General features: G+C 70.3%; 9 protein-coding genes. 4 read left to right on the top strand and 5 right to left on the bottom strand.

The window, feature by feature from the left end; genetic code table 11:
* Positions 1 to 43: 43 nt before the first annotated feature.
* Positions 44 to 1,654 (bottom strand): ABC transporter substrate-binding protein, encoded by a 1,611-nt coding sequence (locus tag AB0I53_RS18400; protein WP_358603872.1) that lies wholly within the window; start codon positions 1,652 to 1,654, stop codon positions 44 to 46.
* A gap of 208 nt (positions 1,655 to 1,862) precedes the next feature.
* On the opposite strand from AB0I53_RS18400, the gene AB0I53_RS18395 reads away from it, so the two are divergent.
* Positions 1,863 to 3,758 carry a sialidase family protein gene (locus tag AB0I53_RS18395; protein WP_358603869.1) on the top strand — a complete coding sequence of 632 codons (1,896 nt, stop codon included), beginning with the start codon at positions 1,863 to 1,865 and terminating at the stop codon, positions 3,756 to 3,758.
* Between the two features lie 85 nt (positions 3,759 to 3,843).
* Positions 3,844 to 4,809, top strand: coding sequence for a prolyl aminopeptidase (gene pip / locus AB0I53_RS18390; protein ID WP_358603866.1), 966 nt, complete (start codon positions 3,844 to 3,846; stop codon positions 4,807 to 4,809).
* Between the two features lie 59 nt (positions 4,810 to 4,868).
* Here pip and AB0I53_RS18385 read toward each other — a convergent pair whose 3' ends face one another.
* Together AB0I53_RS18385 and AB0I53_RS18380 are read right to left on the bottom strand one after the other, a co-directional pair.
* A complete protein-coding gene (locus AB0I53_RS18385; protein ID WP_358603863.1) occupies positions 4,869 to 6,137 on the bottom strand; it encodes a sialidase family protein in 1,269 nt (422 codons plus the stop codon).
* Between the two features lie 155 nt (positions 6,138 to 6,292).
* Positions 6,293 to 8,074 carry an ABC transporter ATP-binding protein gene (locus AB0I53_RS18380; protein WP_358603860.1) on the bottom strand — a complete coding sequence of 594 codons (1,782 nt, stop codon included), beginning with the start codon at positions 8,072 to 8,074 and terminating at the stop codon, positions 6,293 to 6,295.
* An 85-nt stretch (positions 8,075 to 8,159) separates the two neighbouring features.
* Between AB0I53_RS18380 and AB0I53_RS18375 the strand changes: the two genes are divergently transcribed.
* Positions 8,160 to 8,594 (top strand): MarR family transcriptional regulator, encoded by a 435-nt coding sequence (locus AB0I53_RS18375; protein ID WP_358603858.1) that lies wholly within the window; start codon positions 8,160 to 8,162, stop codon positions 8,592 to 8,594.
* A 72-nt stretch (positions 8,595 to 8,666) separates the two neighbouring features.
* On the opposite strand, the gene AB0I53_RS18370 is transcribed toward AB0I53_RS18375, so the two are convergent.
* Positions 8,667 to 9,812 (bottom strand): alkaline phosphatase PhoX, encoded by a 1,146-nt coding sequence (locus tag AB0I53_RS18370; protein WP_358603855.1) that lies wholly within the window; start codon positions 9,810 to 9,812, stop codon positions 8,667 to 8,669.
* Positions 9,813 to 9,985: 173 nt separating this feature from the next.
* The gene (locus AB0I53_RS18365) at positions 9,986 to 10,648 is read right to left on the bottom strand and encodes a PAS domain-containing protein (RefSeq protein ID WP_358603852.1); all 663 of its coding nucleotides are present in this window, start codon (positions 10,646 to 10,648) and stop codon (positions 9,986 to 9,988) included.
* A 143-nt stretch (positions 10,649 to 10,791) separates the two neighbouring features.
* Between AB0I53_RS18365 and AB0I53_RS18360 the strand changes: the two genes are divergently transcribed.
* Positions 10,792 to 13,974: a cytochrome P450 gene (locus AB0I53_RS18360; RefSeq protein ID WP_358603849.1), complete on the top strand. Its 3,183-nt coding sequence runs from the start codon at positions 10,792 to 10,794 to the stop codon at positions 13,972 to 13,974.
* Positions 13,975 to 14,033: the final 59 nt, after the last annotated feature.

Genomic DNA, 14,033 nt, shown 5'->3' with positions numbered 1-14,033 from the left:
GCGCCGCTACCCGCACCGCCGTGCAAAATGCGTCCGACCGGTTTCAGATTCGCTTGGCCTGCAACAGGTTCATGCCCGGGTAGGGTTGCGGCTGGACGCCGTCGAGCTGCTCCGGGTTCCACGCGGTCACCAGCTCGTTGTGCACCACCGGGTAGAGGACGGCCTGGTCGGCCACGACGTCGAGGTATTCGTGGACGAGCTGCCGCCGCCGGGCCGGGTCCGGCTCCCGCAGCGCCTGGTCCATCGCCGCGAACAGCGCCTTGGCATCCGGGCTGGAGTCCCACTTGGTGTACTTCATCCAGGTGCCGCCGGCCGTGTAGTTGTAGCGCAGGATCAGGTCCGGGTCGAGGCCGAACTGGTTCGGGTTCGACGCCGCCGCGACGACCTGGTAGGACTGCGACTGATCCATCTTGGTGAACAGCGCGCTGGTGTCCTGCGGTTGCAGCGCGGTCTTGACGCCGATCGCCTCCCAGGAGTTGGCGATGGTGGGCAGGCAGTCGGCGAGCCAGCTGACGTTCACCGCCATCAGCGTGATGGACAGCCCGCTCACCCCGGCCTCCGCGAGCAGCGCCCGCGCCCGGTCAGGGTCGTAGTCGTAGACGGTTTTCGCCCTGGCGTAGGCCGGGTTCTGCTCGTTGAGGAAGCTGGTGGCCGGGGTGCCGTGGCCCTTGAGCGCGACGTCGATCATCTTGCGGGTGTCGATGGCGTGGAACAGCGCCTGCCGGACCCGCTTGTCGTCGAAGGGCTTCTGGCCGGTGTTGAACATCAGGAACAGGTGGTTCATGCCCTTGCCGCCTTCGACCCGCAGCCCGCCCTGGCGCAGCTGGTCGATGTTGGCGTAGGGGATGTTCTCGGCGACCTGCGCCTCGGCGCTGCCGCCGGAGATCTTCGCGACCCGCGCGGAGGCGTCCACGATGGACAGCCAGTTCATCTTCTGCACCGCGGGCTTGCGCGGGCCGTTGTAGTCCGCGAACGCCTCGAACCTGGTGTTGGCCTTCGGGTTGTGCTCGACCAGCTTGTACGGGCCGGAGCCGACGGCCTTGCCGCTCTTGGCCGCGTCCCAGCCGCCCGGGGCGCCGTAGACGTGCTTCGGCATGATCTTCGCGATGGTCAGGCGCTGGATCCCGTCCGGGAACGGGAATTTCAGCACCAGTTCCACGGTGGCGTCGTCGACCTTGCGGACCTCCTGCAGCCACGCGGCGAAGAACGAGTACGTCAGGGTGCTCGGGTTCAGGACGCGCTCGAAGGTGAACACCACGTCGTCCGCGGTGACCGGCTGCCCGTCGTGCCACTTCGCGCCGGGGCGCAGTGTGAACCGCCAGGTGGTGGCGTTGGGGTCGGCGGGTGCTGCCGCCGCCAGCGCGGGGTACGGATCGCGGGTGACCGGGTCGGTGTCGATCAGTCCTTCGTAGACGTGGTTGTTGCCGGCCATCGCGAACGCCGACGCGGTCATGGTCGGGTCCCAGGTCTGGTCGTTGCCGTAGCCGATCACGGCGGTGATCAGGCCCTTGTCGTCGCCGCCGGTCGAGGTGGTCGACGCGGGGCCGCCGCAGGCACCGACGGTGGCGGAGACGGCCGCCGCCGCGCTCAGGATCCCGCTGTAGCGCAGAAAGTCGCGGCGACTGACGAAGGTACGGGGAACGCGGGGGCTCACGTTGCCTCCTGGCGGGTTGAGCGACGGGACATGGGACGTCCTACGTCAATTCTGGGAATGCAGGCTACGGTCGGCTGCGTTCGGCGGTCAAGAACAGTTGATCGAGAGGTTTCCGGCCGGTTTCGCGGAGCCGTCCGCCGAGTCTTCCAGAGGTTCCACGTAGGACGTAGTATGTCTTCCCTCGTTCGCTCTGCTGGAAGGGCATGACATGCGAATAGCACCTGGAAGGCCGCCGCGGCGGTGGAGAGCCGCGGCGTGGAGCGTCCTGCTGTCGGCCGCGCTGCTGTCGGGATCGCTGGCGGGAGCGGCCGCCGAACCGAACCCGGCAGCACCGTTCGTCGACGAGCAGGTCCTGTTCGCGAAGCAGGACTTCGGCTACGCGTGCTTCCGCATCCCGGCCGTCGTCCGGGCCGGGAACGGCGACGTGCTCGCCTTCGCCGAGGGCAGGGTCGCGGACTGCGGCGACGACGGGGACATCGACATCGTGCTGCGCCGCTCCGCAGACGGCGGCCGCACCTGGGGCCCGCTGCAGGTGGTCTCCGAGGGCAACGGGTCGACGCACGGAAATCCGGTGCCGATCGTGGACCAGCGCACCGGCCGCATCGTGCTGGTCAGCAACCACAACGGGCCCGAGCCCTGCCCGAACGGATGCGATCGCGATCCGTTCGTCCAGGTCAGCGACGACGGCGGGACCACGTGGTCGGCGCCTCGCGAGATGACCGAAGGCAAGCGCCCGGAGTGGAACTTCTGGTACGCCACCGGCCCGATGCACGGCATCCAGCTCACCCGCGGCCCGCACGCGGGGCGGCTGGTCGTCGGCGCCAGCCACGAGATCAACGACGGCGTGCGCCCGCACGTCTACGGCACGCACCTGCTCTACAGCGACGACAGCGGCCAGACCTGGCACATCGGTGCGTCCGCGGCGGTCGACGACGGGACGGTCATCGCCCAGGAGGTGACCGTCGTCGAGCTCACCGACGGGCGGGTCTACGCGCTGGCCAGGGAACGCGGCACCGATCCGGGGCACCGGGCGGTCGCGATCAGCAGCGACGGGGGAGCGACGTTCGACGAGCCGTTCCAGACCATCGACCTGGCCTTGCCGGACGTGCAGGCGTCGACGCTGCGCCTGCACGCGCGGGACCAGGGCGACGCCGAGGACCGGATCCTGCTGTCCGCGCCGGCGCATCCGGTGGCGCGCGAGGCGATGTCGGTGCGGTCCTCCTACGACGAAGGACGGAGCTGGCAGCCCTGGGAGCAGGGCAAGGTCTTCTGGTGGGGGCCGTCGGCGTACTCGGACCTGGTGAAGCTCGACGGCGACGAGATCGGGCTGTACTACGAAGCCGGCACCGCCACGCCGTACGAGTCGATCCGGTGGGCGCGCTTCAACGAGGCGTACCTGGCGACGCCGAACGACACGCCGCCGGGCATTCCGGGGCCGCCCGAACCGGGGCCGACGACACCCGATGACTCCGGGCGGGACAACCCCGCTTACGTCCGGGGCGACGCGACGCTGGTGCCCGGGCGCTTCGGGACCGCGTTGGCCCTGGACGGCGTGGACGACCGCGTCGAGGTGCCCTTCGACGAGTCGATCGACCTCGGCGGCGACGACTTCACGCTGACGACGTGGTTCCGCTACGCGGACACCACCGGCTCGCACGCTCTGCTGTGGGCGTACCGGACCGGCGGCGGCACCACGCCGCAGCTTTGGCTGCGCGCGGAACCCGAATCGAACCGGATCCAGGCGCTGATCATGGTGGACCGCTTCAACATCACCGTGCAGTCCGCCGGCGCGTACAACGACGACCAATGGCACCACGCGGCCCTCCAGCGAGTCGACGGCCGGTTCGTGCTGCGCATCGACGGCCAGGAGGCCGGTTCGGCCGAGCTGCCGCCGGGATCCGTCACCGAGGGCAAGGAGTTCGGCGTCGACGGAGTCCACATCGGACAACGCCTGGACGGGGCCAACCGCTTCCGCGGCGCCGTCGACGACGTGCGCGTCTACAAGCGCGCGCTGACGCAGGCGGAGCTGGAGTCCATCCGGACGCGGAACGCGGAGATCGGTGGCCGTCTCGGCCTCCGGCTCCCGATGGACGCCATCTCCTGACGTCGCGGGCAGGTGTCGTGAGTGCGAAAGCCGGTAAGAACCCGGTTTTCGCGCTCACGACCCGCCGATCGGGCATGATCGGCCCATGCGCGATCTCTACCCAGAGTTGGAACCACACGCCGCAGGACACCTGGACGTCGGAAACGGCAACCTCGTCTACTGGGAGGAATGCGGGAACCCGGACGGGAAACCCGCCGTGTTCGTGCACGGCGGGCCGGGCGCCGGATGCACGCCGACGCATCGCAGGCTGTTCCGCCCCGACGCGTACCGGATCGTGCTGTTCGACCAGCGCGGATGCGGACGCAGCACGCCGAGCGCCGGCACGGTCGACGGGAACCTGGCCACCAACACGACCTGGCATCTGGTCGCCGACATGGAGCGGCTCCGCGAACACCTCGGCATCGAACGCTGGCAGGTGTTCGGCGGCTCGTGGGGCAGCACGCTCGCGCTCGCCTACGCGCAGACCCACCCCGATCGCGTCAGCGAGCTGGTGCTGCGCGGCGTGTTCACCATCCGCCAGAGCGAACTCGACTGGTCCTACGCCGGCGGCTCCGCGCACCTGTTCCCCCAGCAATGGCACGACTTCCTGGCCGCCGTTCCCGAAGCGGAGCGGGGCGGCGACCTCCTCGCCGCTTACCACCGGCTGCTCGACGACCCCGACCCGGCCGTGCACGAGCCCGCGGCCGTCGCCTGGAGCGAGTGGGAGGGACGGCTCATCGCGCTGCGGCCGCGACCGGAGCTGGTCGCGGAATTCACCAAACCCGAGTCCGCGGTTCCCCTGGCCCGCATCGAGAACCACTACTTCCGGCACCGCGGCTGGCTGGAGGAGGGGCAGCTCATCCGCGACGCCGGGCTGTTGAAGGACATCCCCGGGGTGATCGTGCAGGGCCGGTACGACGTGCTCACCCCGCCGGGAACGGCCTGGGAACTCGCTCGCGCCTGGGAAAACGCGGAGCTGACCATCGTCGAGGATGCCGGGCACGCCTTCGACGAGCCCGGCATCCTCGACGGGCTCATCTCGGCCACCGACGGGTTCGCCACGCGCACCTGACCCCGGCCGGCGGAAGCCGCGTGGGCTCGGACCGGGCCGGCCCGAGCCCGCCTCGGTCGTCAGCGATCGAGATCGCCTTCCTCGAACCGGGCGTAGCGGATCGAGGCGTGGGCGTCGTTCGACTCCTGCGGGCCGGCCTCGTAGAGGACCGCCGCCCGGCCGCCGCCGAGGTTGACCAGGTCCGAGTAGGCCGCCCAGGTCGCGTCGACGACCGTGCCGACCTCCTGCCACGTCGCGCCCTCGTCGGCCGACGTGCGGATGCGCAGGGTGTGCCGCCGGTGTCCCATCTTCGGATCCTCGTTGTACGGCCCGGAGAACAGGATCAGGTTGTTCGGGTCACCGGCCGTCTTCGCGCGCAGCCGCACCACCGAGCCTTGCACCACCGGGCCCTTCAGCTCCGGCACGACCGCGAACTCCTGCTTGAACGTCGCGCCGGCATCGGTGCTGATGGCGTCCGCGCGGTTGCCGGTCGCGGTCTCGGTGCCGTTGTTGTCCTGGTTCCGCGCGGCGACGTACACCGCGCCGTCGACGGTCTCCAACAGGTTGAGTTCCTGCGGGTTGATCTTCTTGCCGGTTCGGTCGTCCACCGCGCCGAGCTTCCAGCTCGTCCCGCCGTCATCGCTGAAGATCAGCCCGGCGCCCTTGCGGCCGTCGTTGCCGCCGAAGGTGATGCCGACGAGCATGCGGTTGCGGTGCTCGCCCTGGGTCAGCTGGAGTCCGTGCCCGGGCCCGGTCGCGTACCAGGTGTTCCACTCGCCCTTCGTCAGCTGCGGCTGGGGTTTCGGCGCGGTCCACTTCGTGCCCTTCGGGTCCGCGCTGTGCTGGAGATATGGCGTGCGGGTGCACTTCGCGCCCGACTTGCACTCCGATCCGGGGTTGTGCGTTGTCAACAGCGAAATCCGGCCGGACTCACCGTCCACTACGGGCACCGGGTTTCCCCGGGTGTCGCCGCCGCCGTCGACGACGAGCTCAATATCGCCCCAGGTCTTGCCGTCATCGGTGGAGCGCTTGAGGACCACGTCGATGTCGCCGGTGTCGGCGCAGTCCTGGCGGCGGCCCTCGGCGAAGGCGAGCAGCGTGCTGCGATCCTTCGTGCGCACGATTGCGGGGATGCGGAAGCAGCTGTAGCCGCCTTCGCCCTTCTTGTAGACCTCGGTCCCGGCCAACGCCTGACCGCCACCGCCGCCTTGGGCGAACACGGGACCCAACGGCGGTGCTTCGGACCGGGCGGGCTCGGGCGCGTCCGCGCACGCGCTGCTCAGCACCGCGGTGGCCAGCACCGCGGACGCCACTTTGGCGCCGATCCTCCAAGTGTGGCGAATGCTCACGAAAATCCTCTCCGCCGTACCGGTACGGCAGTTCGCCCCCGAACAAGATCATCGCAATCCTGCCAGTGGAGGCGGAAAAAAACTGTCGAACCGGAGAAGAGGTGAATTTTGAACATCAGGTGAATCGGACCGAAACTTGCGGCGAACGCAGGTGTTCACGCGGCGGATGGGAGTTGGTCGTCGCGTCGGACCAGGGCCGCGTAGCGGCCGTCGACGGCCAGCAGTTCGTCGTGCGTGCCGCGCTCCACGATCCGTCCGCCGTCGAGCACCACGATCTGGTCCGCGTCGCGCACGGTCGACAACCGGTGCGCGATCGTGATCGTGGTCCGGCCCGAGGACAGCGCGTCGAGTGCCCGCTGCACCGCACGTTCGGTCTGGGTGTCCAGGGCGCTGGTGGCCTCGTCGAGGATCAGGATCGGCGGGTCGCGCAGGATCGTGCGGGCGATCGCGAGCCGCTGCTTCTCTCCGCCGGAGAACCGGTATCCGCGCTCGCCGACCAAGGTGTCGTAGCTGTCCGGCAGTGCTGCGACGTGGTCGTGGATCTGCGCCGCCTTCGCCGCGGCGACCAGTTCCTCGTCGGTTGCGTCGGGCTTGGCGAAGCGCAGGTTCTCGGCCACCGAGGCGTGCAGCAGGTAAGGCTCCTGGGAGACCACGCCGACCGCGTCGGCGAGCGTGTCGAAGCCGAGCTCGCGCACGTCGACACCGTCGATGCGCACCTGCCCGCCTGTGACGTCATAGAGGCGCGGCACCAGGTAGCTGAGCGTCGTCTTCCCGGACCCGGTTTCGCCGACCACGGCAAGGCTGGTGCCGGCCGGCACGGTCACGTCGATTCCGGTGAGGGTTCCGTCGGTGGCCTCGGGCGAGTAGGCGAACGACACGTCCGCGAGCCGCACCTCGCCCTCGATTCGCGGCAGCCGCGCCGGTCGTTCCGGTTCGTCGATGTCGATCGGCAGGTCGAGGTACTCGAAGATGCGGCCGAACAGCGCCAGCGAGCTCTGCACGTCCACGCCGGTGGACAGCAGTGACAACGTCGGCCGGAACAGGGCCTGCTGCAAGGTGACGAAGGCGACCAGGGTGCCCAGGGTGATCAGCGGGACGCCGAAGGTGCTGGTGACGCCGGCCGCCCAGTAGATCAGCGCGGGCAGCGCGGTCATCACGATCTGGATGCTCGACATCCGCCACCGGCCCGCCATGCTGGAGCTGACTTCGAGCCGGGCCAGCGCGGCCGACTCGGCGACGAAGGCATCGGTGAGCGACCTCGCCCGGCCCATCGTGCGACCCAGCAGGATTCCGCTGACGGAAAGGGATTCCTGCACGCCGGCGGACATCGATGCGAGCTGGCGCTGCCGCTTCGCGGTGATCTTCTTGCGTTCCCGGCCGATCCGGCGGCTGATCCACACGAACACCGGCAGCAGGGCCACCGACGCGATCGTCAGCCGCCAGTCCAGCGCGACCATCGCGATCAGGGTCGCCAGCACGGTGGTGAGGTTGGAGACCAGCGAGGTGGCGGTGGAGGTGACGGTGGCCTGCATGCCGCCGATGTCGTTGGCGATGCGGGATTGGATCTCGCCGGTTCGGGTGCAGGTGAAGAATGCCAGCGACATGCGTTGCAGCCGGGCGTAGACCGCTGAGCGCAGGCCGTGCATCACGCTCTGCCCGACCTTGGTGGACAGGTACGTCTGAGCGACGTTGAACACGCTGGTCGCGACGGCCACGCCGATCATGCCGAGCACGAGCGCGGTCAGCAGGCCGAGCCGTTGCTGTGGGATGGCGACGTCGAGGACCTCGCGCAGCAGGAACGGCGACGCGACGGACACCAGGGACGACGCGGCGACCAGCAGCGCGACGACCAGCAGCGTGCCTCGATGAGGGCGGAAGAGGCGGCCGATGCGGCGGAACTGGGCGGGCGGGGGAGTGGATTTCTCGGGCGATGACATAGGCGGCTCCAGCGGCGAGCGGATGCAGAGACAGCTTCATATTTACCATAGTTCACTATTACTGTCACTCTGTTAAACTGGCCGGGTGGATGCCGGTGGTGAGGAAGAACGTCTCGGCGGGCTGTTCCTGCGGCTCGCCAAGTCCGCGCACGTCCTGCAGCGCCGCGGTGCCGGGGACCTCGGGTTGACCCCCGCGCAAGCGCGTGCGCTGTCCGTGCTCGGCAGGTGCGGGACGCCACCGCGCATGGCGGAGCTGGCGGAACGGCTGCACGTGGTGCCGCGAGCGGTGACGCCGATCGTCGACGCCCTCGAGGAGGCGGGCCTGCTGCGGCGCGAGGTCGATCCCGGGAACCGCCGCTCCACTTTGCTGGAGCTGACCCGGGAAGGCCGGAAGATGTGCAAGCGGCTGGCCGAGCTCCGCGCCCGCGCGGCCGGTGAGCTGTTCGCCCCGCTCACCGCCGAACAGCGGCAAACCCTGCTGGAACTGCTGGAAAAGGTCGACCAGGCGTCGACGGGCTGATGGGCCTCGGCGGTGGTGAACAAGACGGCCCGCGAGTCCGGGCAGGACTCGCGGGCCTGACGTCGAGGCGGATCAGCCGCGGAACGGGCCGGTCACCTCGTAGGTGATGCCGCCGCTGTTGGAGCCGGCGGCGCCGCGCTGCGAGGAGAAGTACAGGCGGCTGCCCGCGGGGTTGAAGGCGACCCCGCACAGCTCGGAGGCGGACTGCCCGTTGACCCGGAGGAACGGGGCGACGATGTCATCGGGGGTGATGATGCAGATCTCCATGTTGCCGCCGTCCTCGGCGACGTAGAGATCGCCGGCCGGGGCGCCGGTGATGTTGTCGACACCGGTCAGCGGCGGGTTGCCGGTCAAGTTGTCGTCGTAGGCGATGGCCAGGGCGTTGTTGACCGCGTCGTACGCCCACACGCGGTTGTCGCCCTTGGTGGTGAAGAAGCACGTGCCGTTGCGGTAGTAGGCGCCTTCTCCACCGTTGAACACCTTGGCCCCGGCGACCTGGCGGCGGGTGCGGGTGGGGCTGCCGTCCGGGTCGGGAACGTCCACCCAGGACAGCGCGCCGCCGTCGTCGACCAGCACCTGCAGGGTGCCGGCGGACAGGTCGCCCCAGGTGGTGGGCACGAATCGGTAGAAGTTGCCGTCGGTTTCGTCCTCGGTCAGGTAGACGACCTTGCGATCCGGGTCGGCCGCCGCGGCCTCGTGCTTGAACCGCCCCATCGCGTCCCGCCGGACGGCGGGCTTCGCGCCCCACGGATCGGTCTCGAAGACGTACCCGAGGTCGGTTTCCTCGCACGACAACCACGTGTTCCACGGGGTGGCGCCGCCGGAGCAGTTCTGCGTCGTGCCGGAGAGGATCGGGTACGCGGCGGCGATGTTCGCGTTGCCGTCGAACCGCACGGCGCTCACCCCGCCCGCGCCGGAGCCGAGTTCGGCGTTCGAGACGTAGATCCACCCGGTTCCGTCGGCGAAGCACGCGCCGCCGTCCGGGGCGCCGTGCCAGGTGTGGCCGGTTCCGGCGATCTGCTGGGTGGAGCGGGCGATCACGCGGCTGGCGAAGTTCGCCGGCAGCTGGATGCCGTTGGCATCGGCCGCCTGCAGGGGGCCGTAGGGGCTTGGACCGGTCTGCGCCGGGTAGGCGATCGCTTCGCGCGTCACGCTGAACCCGAATGCGATGGTGGTGCCACCGGCGACGGCGGCACGCAGAAAGGTGCGACGTTCCACGGCTTTGCTCCTCCGATGAGAAGTGACGCCCGCCGGCGCGATGCCGGAACTGCCAACGGGCACCGTGACACTAGGGGCGGGCAAGGCATCGGATCAGTGCAGAACCGGTGAACACTTCACGACGAAACGGACGGCGGGACCAGAACGCGCCCACGGTTGTCCTAAGTGGAGCGTCAGGCGGGTTCCGGTGGCCAGGTCGCGGGTTTCAGCACGCCCAGCACGTAGGCGCGGGCCACCAGCGCGGTTCGGTTCGGCACGCGCCAGCGGCGGGACATGCGTTGCAGGTGGTAGTTGACACCGTCCGCGGTCAGGCCGACCGACTTGGCGATCTGCGCGGTGGTGACGCCACCGGCCGCCAGCGCGAGGATCCGCGCCTCCACCGGGCTCACCAGGGCGGCATCGGGCCGTTCGGCCGGCTCGGTGATGTCGCCGAGCACGTTCAGCAGCAACAGCAGCGCGGTCGCGGCATCCGGCGCTTCGCTGACCACGTCGACCGTCATCTCGCCGTGCCGCTCCGACCCGCCCGGCGCGGACCAGCGCACCTCGACCGGGTAGCGGGATCGCCGGCGCCGCCGCAGCGCCTCGACGATCGGGTGCAGCTGATCGCTGGAGCGCGGGCGGAAGAAGTCGAGCGCGTTCTGACCGCGCAACTGGCTGGGGAGCGTGCCCCACTCCGCGGCCATCAGGGGATTGGCCAGCAAGATCGCGCCTCCGGTGTCGCACACCGCGACCGGCATCGGCAGGTGGTCCAGCAGGATCACCGCCCGGTTGCGCCACGCCACCGCATCATCCCGGTACACGCGCCCCGGCGGTTCGTCCCGCCCCTTCTGTCCCATGCCACTGCCATCTCGAAGATCAGGATGCAAGTCCGATGCCGCAGAGACTACTACGCATTCATGTAGTGCCGATGCCTCGTGACGCCCGCTGTTGCCGCGAACGTGGAAGCAGCAACCACTCCCGAGCAGAGGACGCGCCCCGAATGACCGACGCCACCCTGATCCAGCCGCGAGTCGACGACGGCGTGCCCGTCATCGACGTTTCGGACACCGGCCTGACGAGCAGGCCGACCCAGCAGGCGATGGCGCTCGCCCGGCGGCACGGCCCGGTGTTCCGGCGCCGCTTCCACGGCCGCGAGACGCTCCTGGTCGGCGACCTGGGCCTGGTCATCGAGCTGGCCGACGAGCAGCGGTTCGCCAAGGCGGTCGGCCCGGCGCTGCAGAACGTCCGCGAGTTCGCCGGCGACGGCCTGTTCACCGCCTACAACGAGGAACCCAACTGGGGCAAGGCGCACGACATCCTGATGCCCGCCTTCGCCCTCGGTTCGATGCGCACCTACCACCCGGTGATGCTGCGGGTGGCCCGCCGCCTCCTCGAATCCTGGGACCGCCGGGCCGCCGCCGGCGCGCCGGTGGACGTGCCCGACGACATGACGCGGATGACGCTGGACACCATCGGGCTGGCCGGATTCGGTTTCGACTTCGGCTCGTTCGACCGCGACGAGCCGCACCCGTTCGTCGGCTCCATGGTGCGCTGCCTCGACTGGAGCATGTCGCGGCTGACCGCGCCGCCCGACGCCGACCACGCCGCGCGGGACGCGGCATTCCGGGCCGACGCGGAGTACCTGGCGTCCGTGGTCGACGACGTCATCGGCGCCCGCACGGCCGCGGGCGAAACGTCGGCCGACGACCTCCTGGGGCTCATGCTCGGCGCGGCGCACCCCGCCGACGGCACCACGCTGGACCTCGCGAACATCCGCAACCAGATCATCACCTTCCTCATCGCCGGGCACGAGACGACATCCGGCACCCTGTCGTTCGCGCTGCACTTCCTCGCCAAGCACCCGACGGCGCTGCACATGGTGCAGCGCGAGGTGGACGAGGTGTGGGGCGACGCCGAACCGGACCCGACGTTCGAGGACATCGGCCGCCTGACCGGCACGCGCCAGGTGCTCAACGAGGCGCTGCGGCTGTGGCCGTCCGCTCCCAGCTTCGGGCGGATGGCGCGCGAGGACACCTTGCTGGGCGGGCGGATTCCGCTGCGCGCCGGGGAATCCGTGGCGGTGCTGACGCCGATGCTGCACCGCGATCCGGTGTGGGGCGACAACCCGGAGCTGTTCGACCCGACGCGGTTCACCCCGGAGGCCGAGGCGGCCCGCTCGCCGCACGCGTTCAAGCCGTTCGGCACCGGCGAGCGCGCGTGCATCGGGCGGCAGTTCGCCCTGCACGAGGCCACCATGCTGCTCGCTCTGCTGGTGCACCGGTACCGGCTGATCGATCACGCCGACTACCGGCTCGACGTCAAGGAAACGCTGACGCTCAAACCGGAAGGGCTGACGCTGACCCTCCTGCCGCGCACCGCCGCGGACCGGGCGGCGAATCGTGCGGCGCTGCCCGCCGGCACTTCCGGAGCCGGCGACGAACCGGTGGTCGACGCCGGGCTGCCCAGCCGTGTGCTGCCGGGCACGGAACTGCTCCTCCTGCACGGCTCGAACTACGGCACCTGCCGCGACTTCGCCGGCCGGCTCGCCGACGCCGGCGCCGATCTCGGCTGCGAGGTCGAAGTCGCGCCGCTGGACGCCCATGCGGGCGGGCTGCCCGCCGACCGGGCGGTCGTCATCGTCGCCGCCTCCTACAACGGCCACCCGACCGACGACGCGGTGTCGTTCGCGCGCTGGCTGGACGAGGCCGAACCGGGCGCGGCCGAAGGCGTGACCTTCGCGGTGCTGGGCGTCGGCGACCGCAACTGGGCGGCCACCTACCAGCACGTCCCGACGCGCCTCGACGCCCGGCTCGCGGAGCTCGGCGGCACCCGGATCGTCGAGCGCGCGGCGGCCGACGCCGCGGGCGATCTGACCGGCGCGGTGCGGGAGTTCACCACGTCGCTGCGAAACGCGCTGCTGGAACGGCACGGTGATCCCGCGACCGCCGGGGCGGCCTCGCAGGACGAAACCGGTTACGCGGTATCGGAAATCGTCGGCGATCCGCTTGACGCGCTCGCCGCGCGGCACGACATGGTCGAGATGACGGTGACCGAGGTCGGCACCCTTACGGATCCGGCGTATCCGCGGGTCAAGCGCCTCGTCCGGGTGGCGTTGCCCGAGGGGTGCGGCTACCGGACCGCCGACCACCTGACGGTTCTCCCGGTCAACGACCCGGCGCTGGTGGAACGCGCCGTCGAGGTGCTGCGCGTCGATCCGGACGCGATCCTCAACATCACCCCGAGCCGCCCGGGCCGCGACGCCCTCCCGATCGACCGGCCGATCGCGGTGCGCGAACTCCTGGCCAGGCACGTGGAACTGCAAGATCGTCCCACCGCCGAACAGCTCGGCGTCCTCGCCGAACTCAACCCGTGCCCGCCGGAGAAGGCAGCCCTCCTGGTGCTCGCCGACGACGCCGCCGACCAGCGCACGCTCCTCGACGTGATCGAGGATCACCCCGCACTGCGGGAAGTCCTCACCTGGCCGGTGATCCTGGACCTGCTGCCGCCGATGCGGCCCAGGCACTACTCCATCTCCTCCTCACCCGCGGCCGATCCGCGGCACGCCGACCTGATGGTCTCGCGCCTGCAGGCGCCGGCGCGCTCTGGGCGAGGGGAGTTCCGGGGGACCGGCTCGGGATACCTCAACGCGGTGCGGCCGGGCGACACCGTCCTGGCGCGCGTCCAGCCGTGTCGCGAAGCGTTCCGCATCGGCACGGACGTCCCGGTGGTCATGGTCGCCGCGGGTACGGGCCTGGCGCCGTTCCGGGGCGCGATCGCCGACCGGCGCGGCCTCGTCGAAAGCGGCGCCCGGCTCGCCCCGGCGCTGTGCTACTTCGGTTGCGACGCGGCGGATGCCGACTACCTCCACGCGACGGAACTCGCGGCCGCCGAGTCGGCCGGCGCGGTCGCCGTCCGTCCGGTCTTCAGCGAGGCGCCGGCCGGCGGGCACCGGTTCGTGCAGCACCGCATCGCGGCGGAATCCGACGAGATCTGGAACCTGTTGCAGGCCGGCGCGAAGGTCTACGTCTGCGGCGACGGCAACCGCATGGCGCCGGGAGTGCGTGACGCGTTCCGCACCGTGTACCGCGAGAAAATTCCCAGTAGTGACGCGGAAACCGCCGATGCCTGGCTGCAGGGCCTCATCGCCGACGGGCGCTACGTCGAGGACGTCTACGCGGGCTGACGGTCTTCGCGATCTGTGCCAAGGTCGGTGCTGAGCCGTCGGTCGCGGCGGCCGTGGAG

Source organism: Saccharopolyspora sp. NPDC050389, assembly GCF_040655595.1.
Classification (GTDB): Bacteria; Actinomycetota; Actinomycetes; order Mycobacteriales; family Pseudonocardiaceae; genus Saccharopolyspora.
The sequence above is the reverse complement of the archived record's forward strand: the minus strand, read 5'-3'. Positions and strand labels throughout refer to the sequence as shown.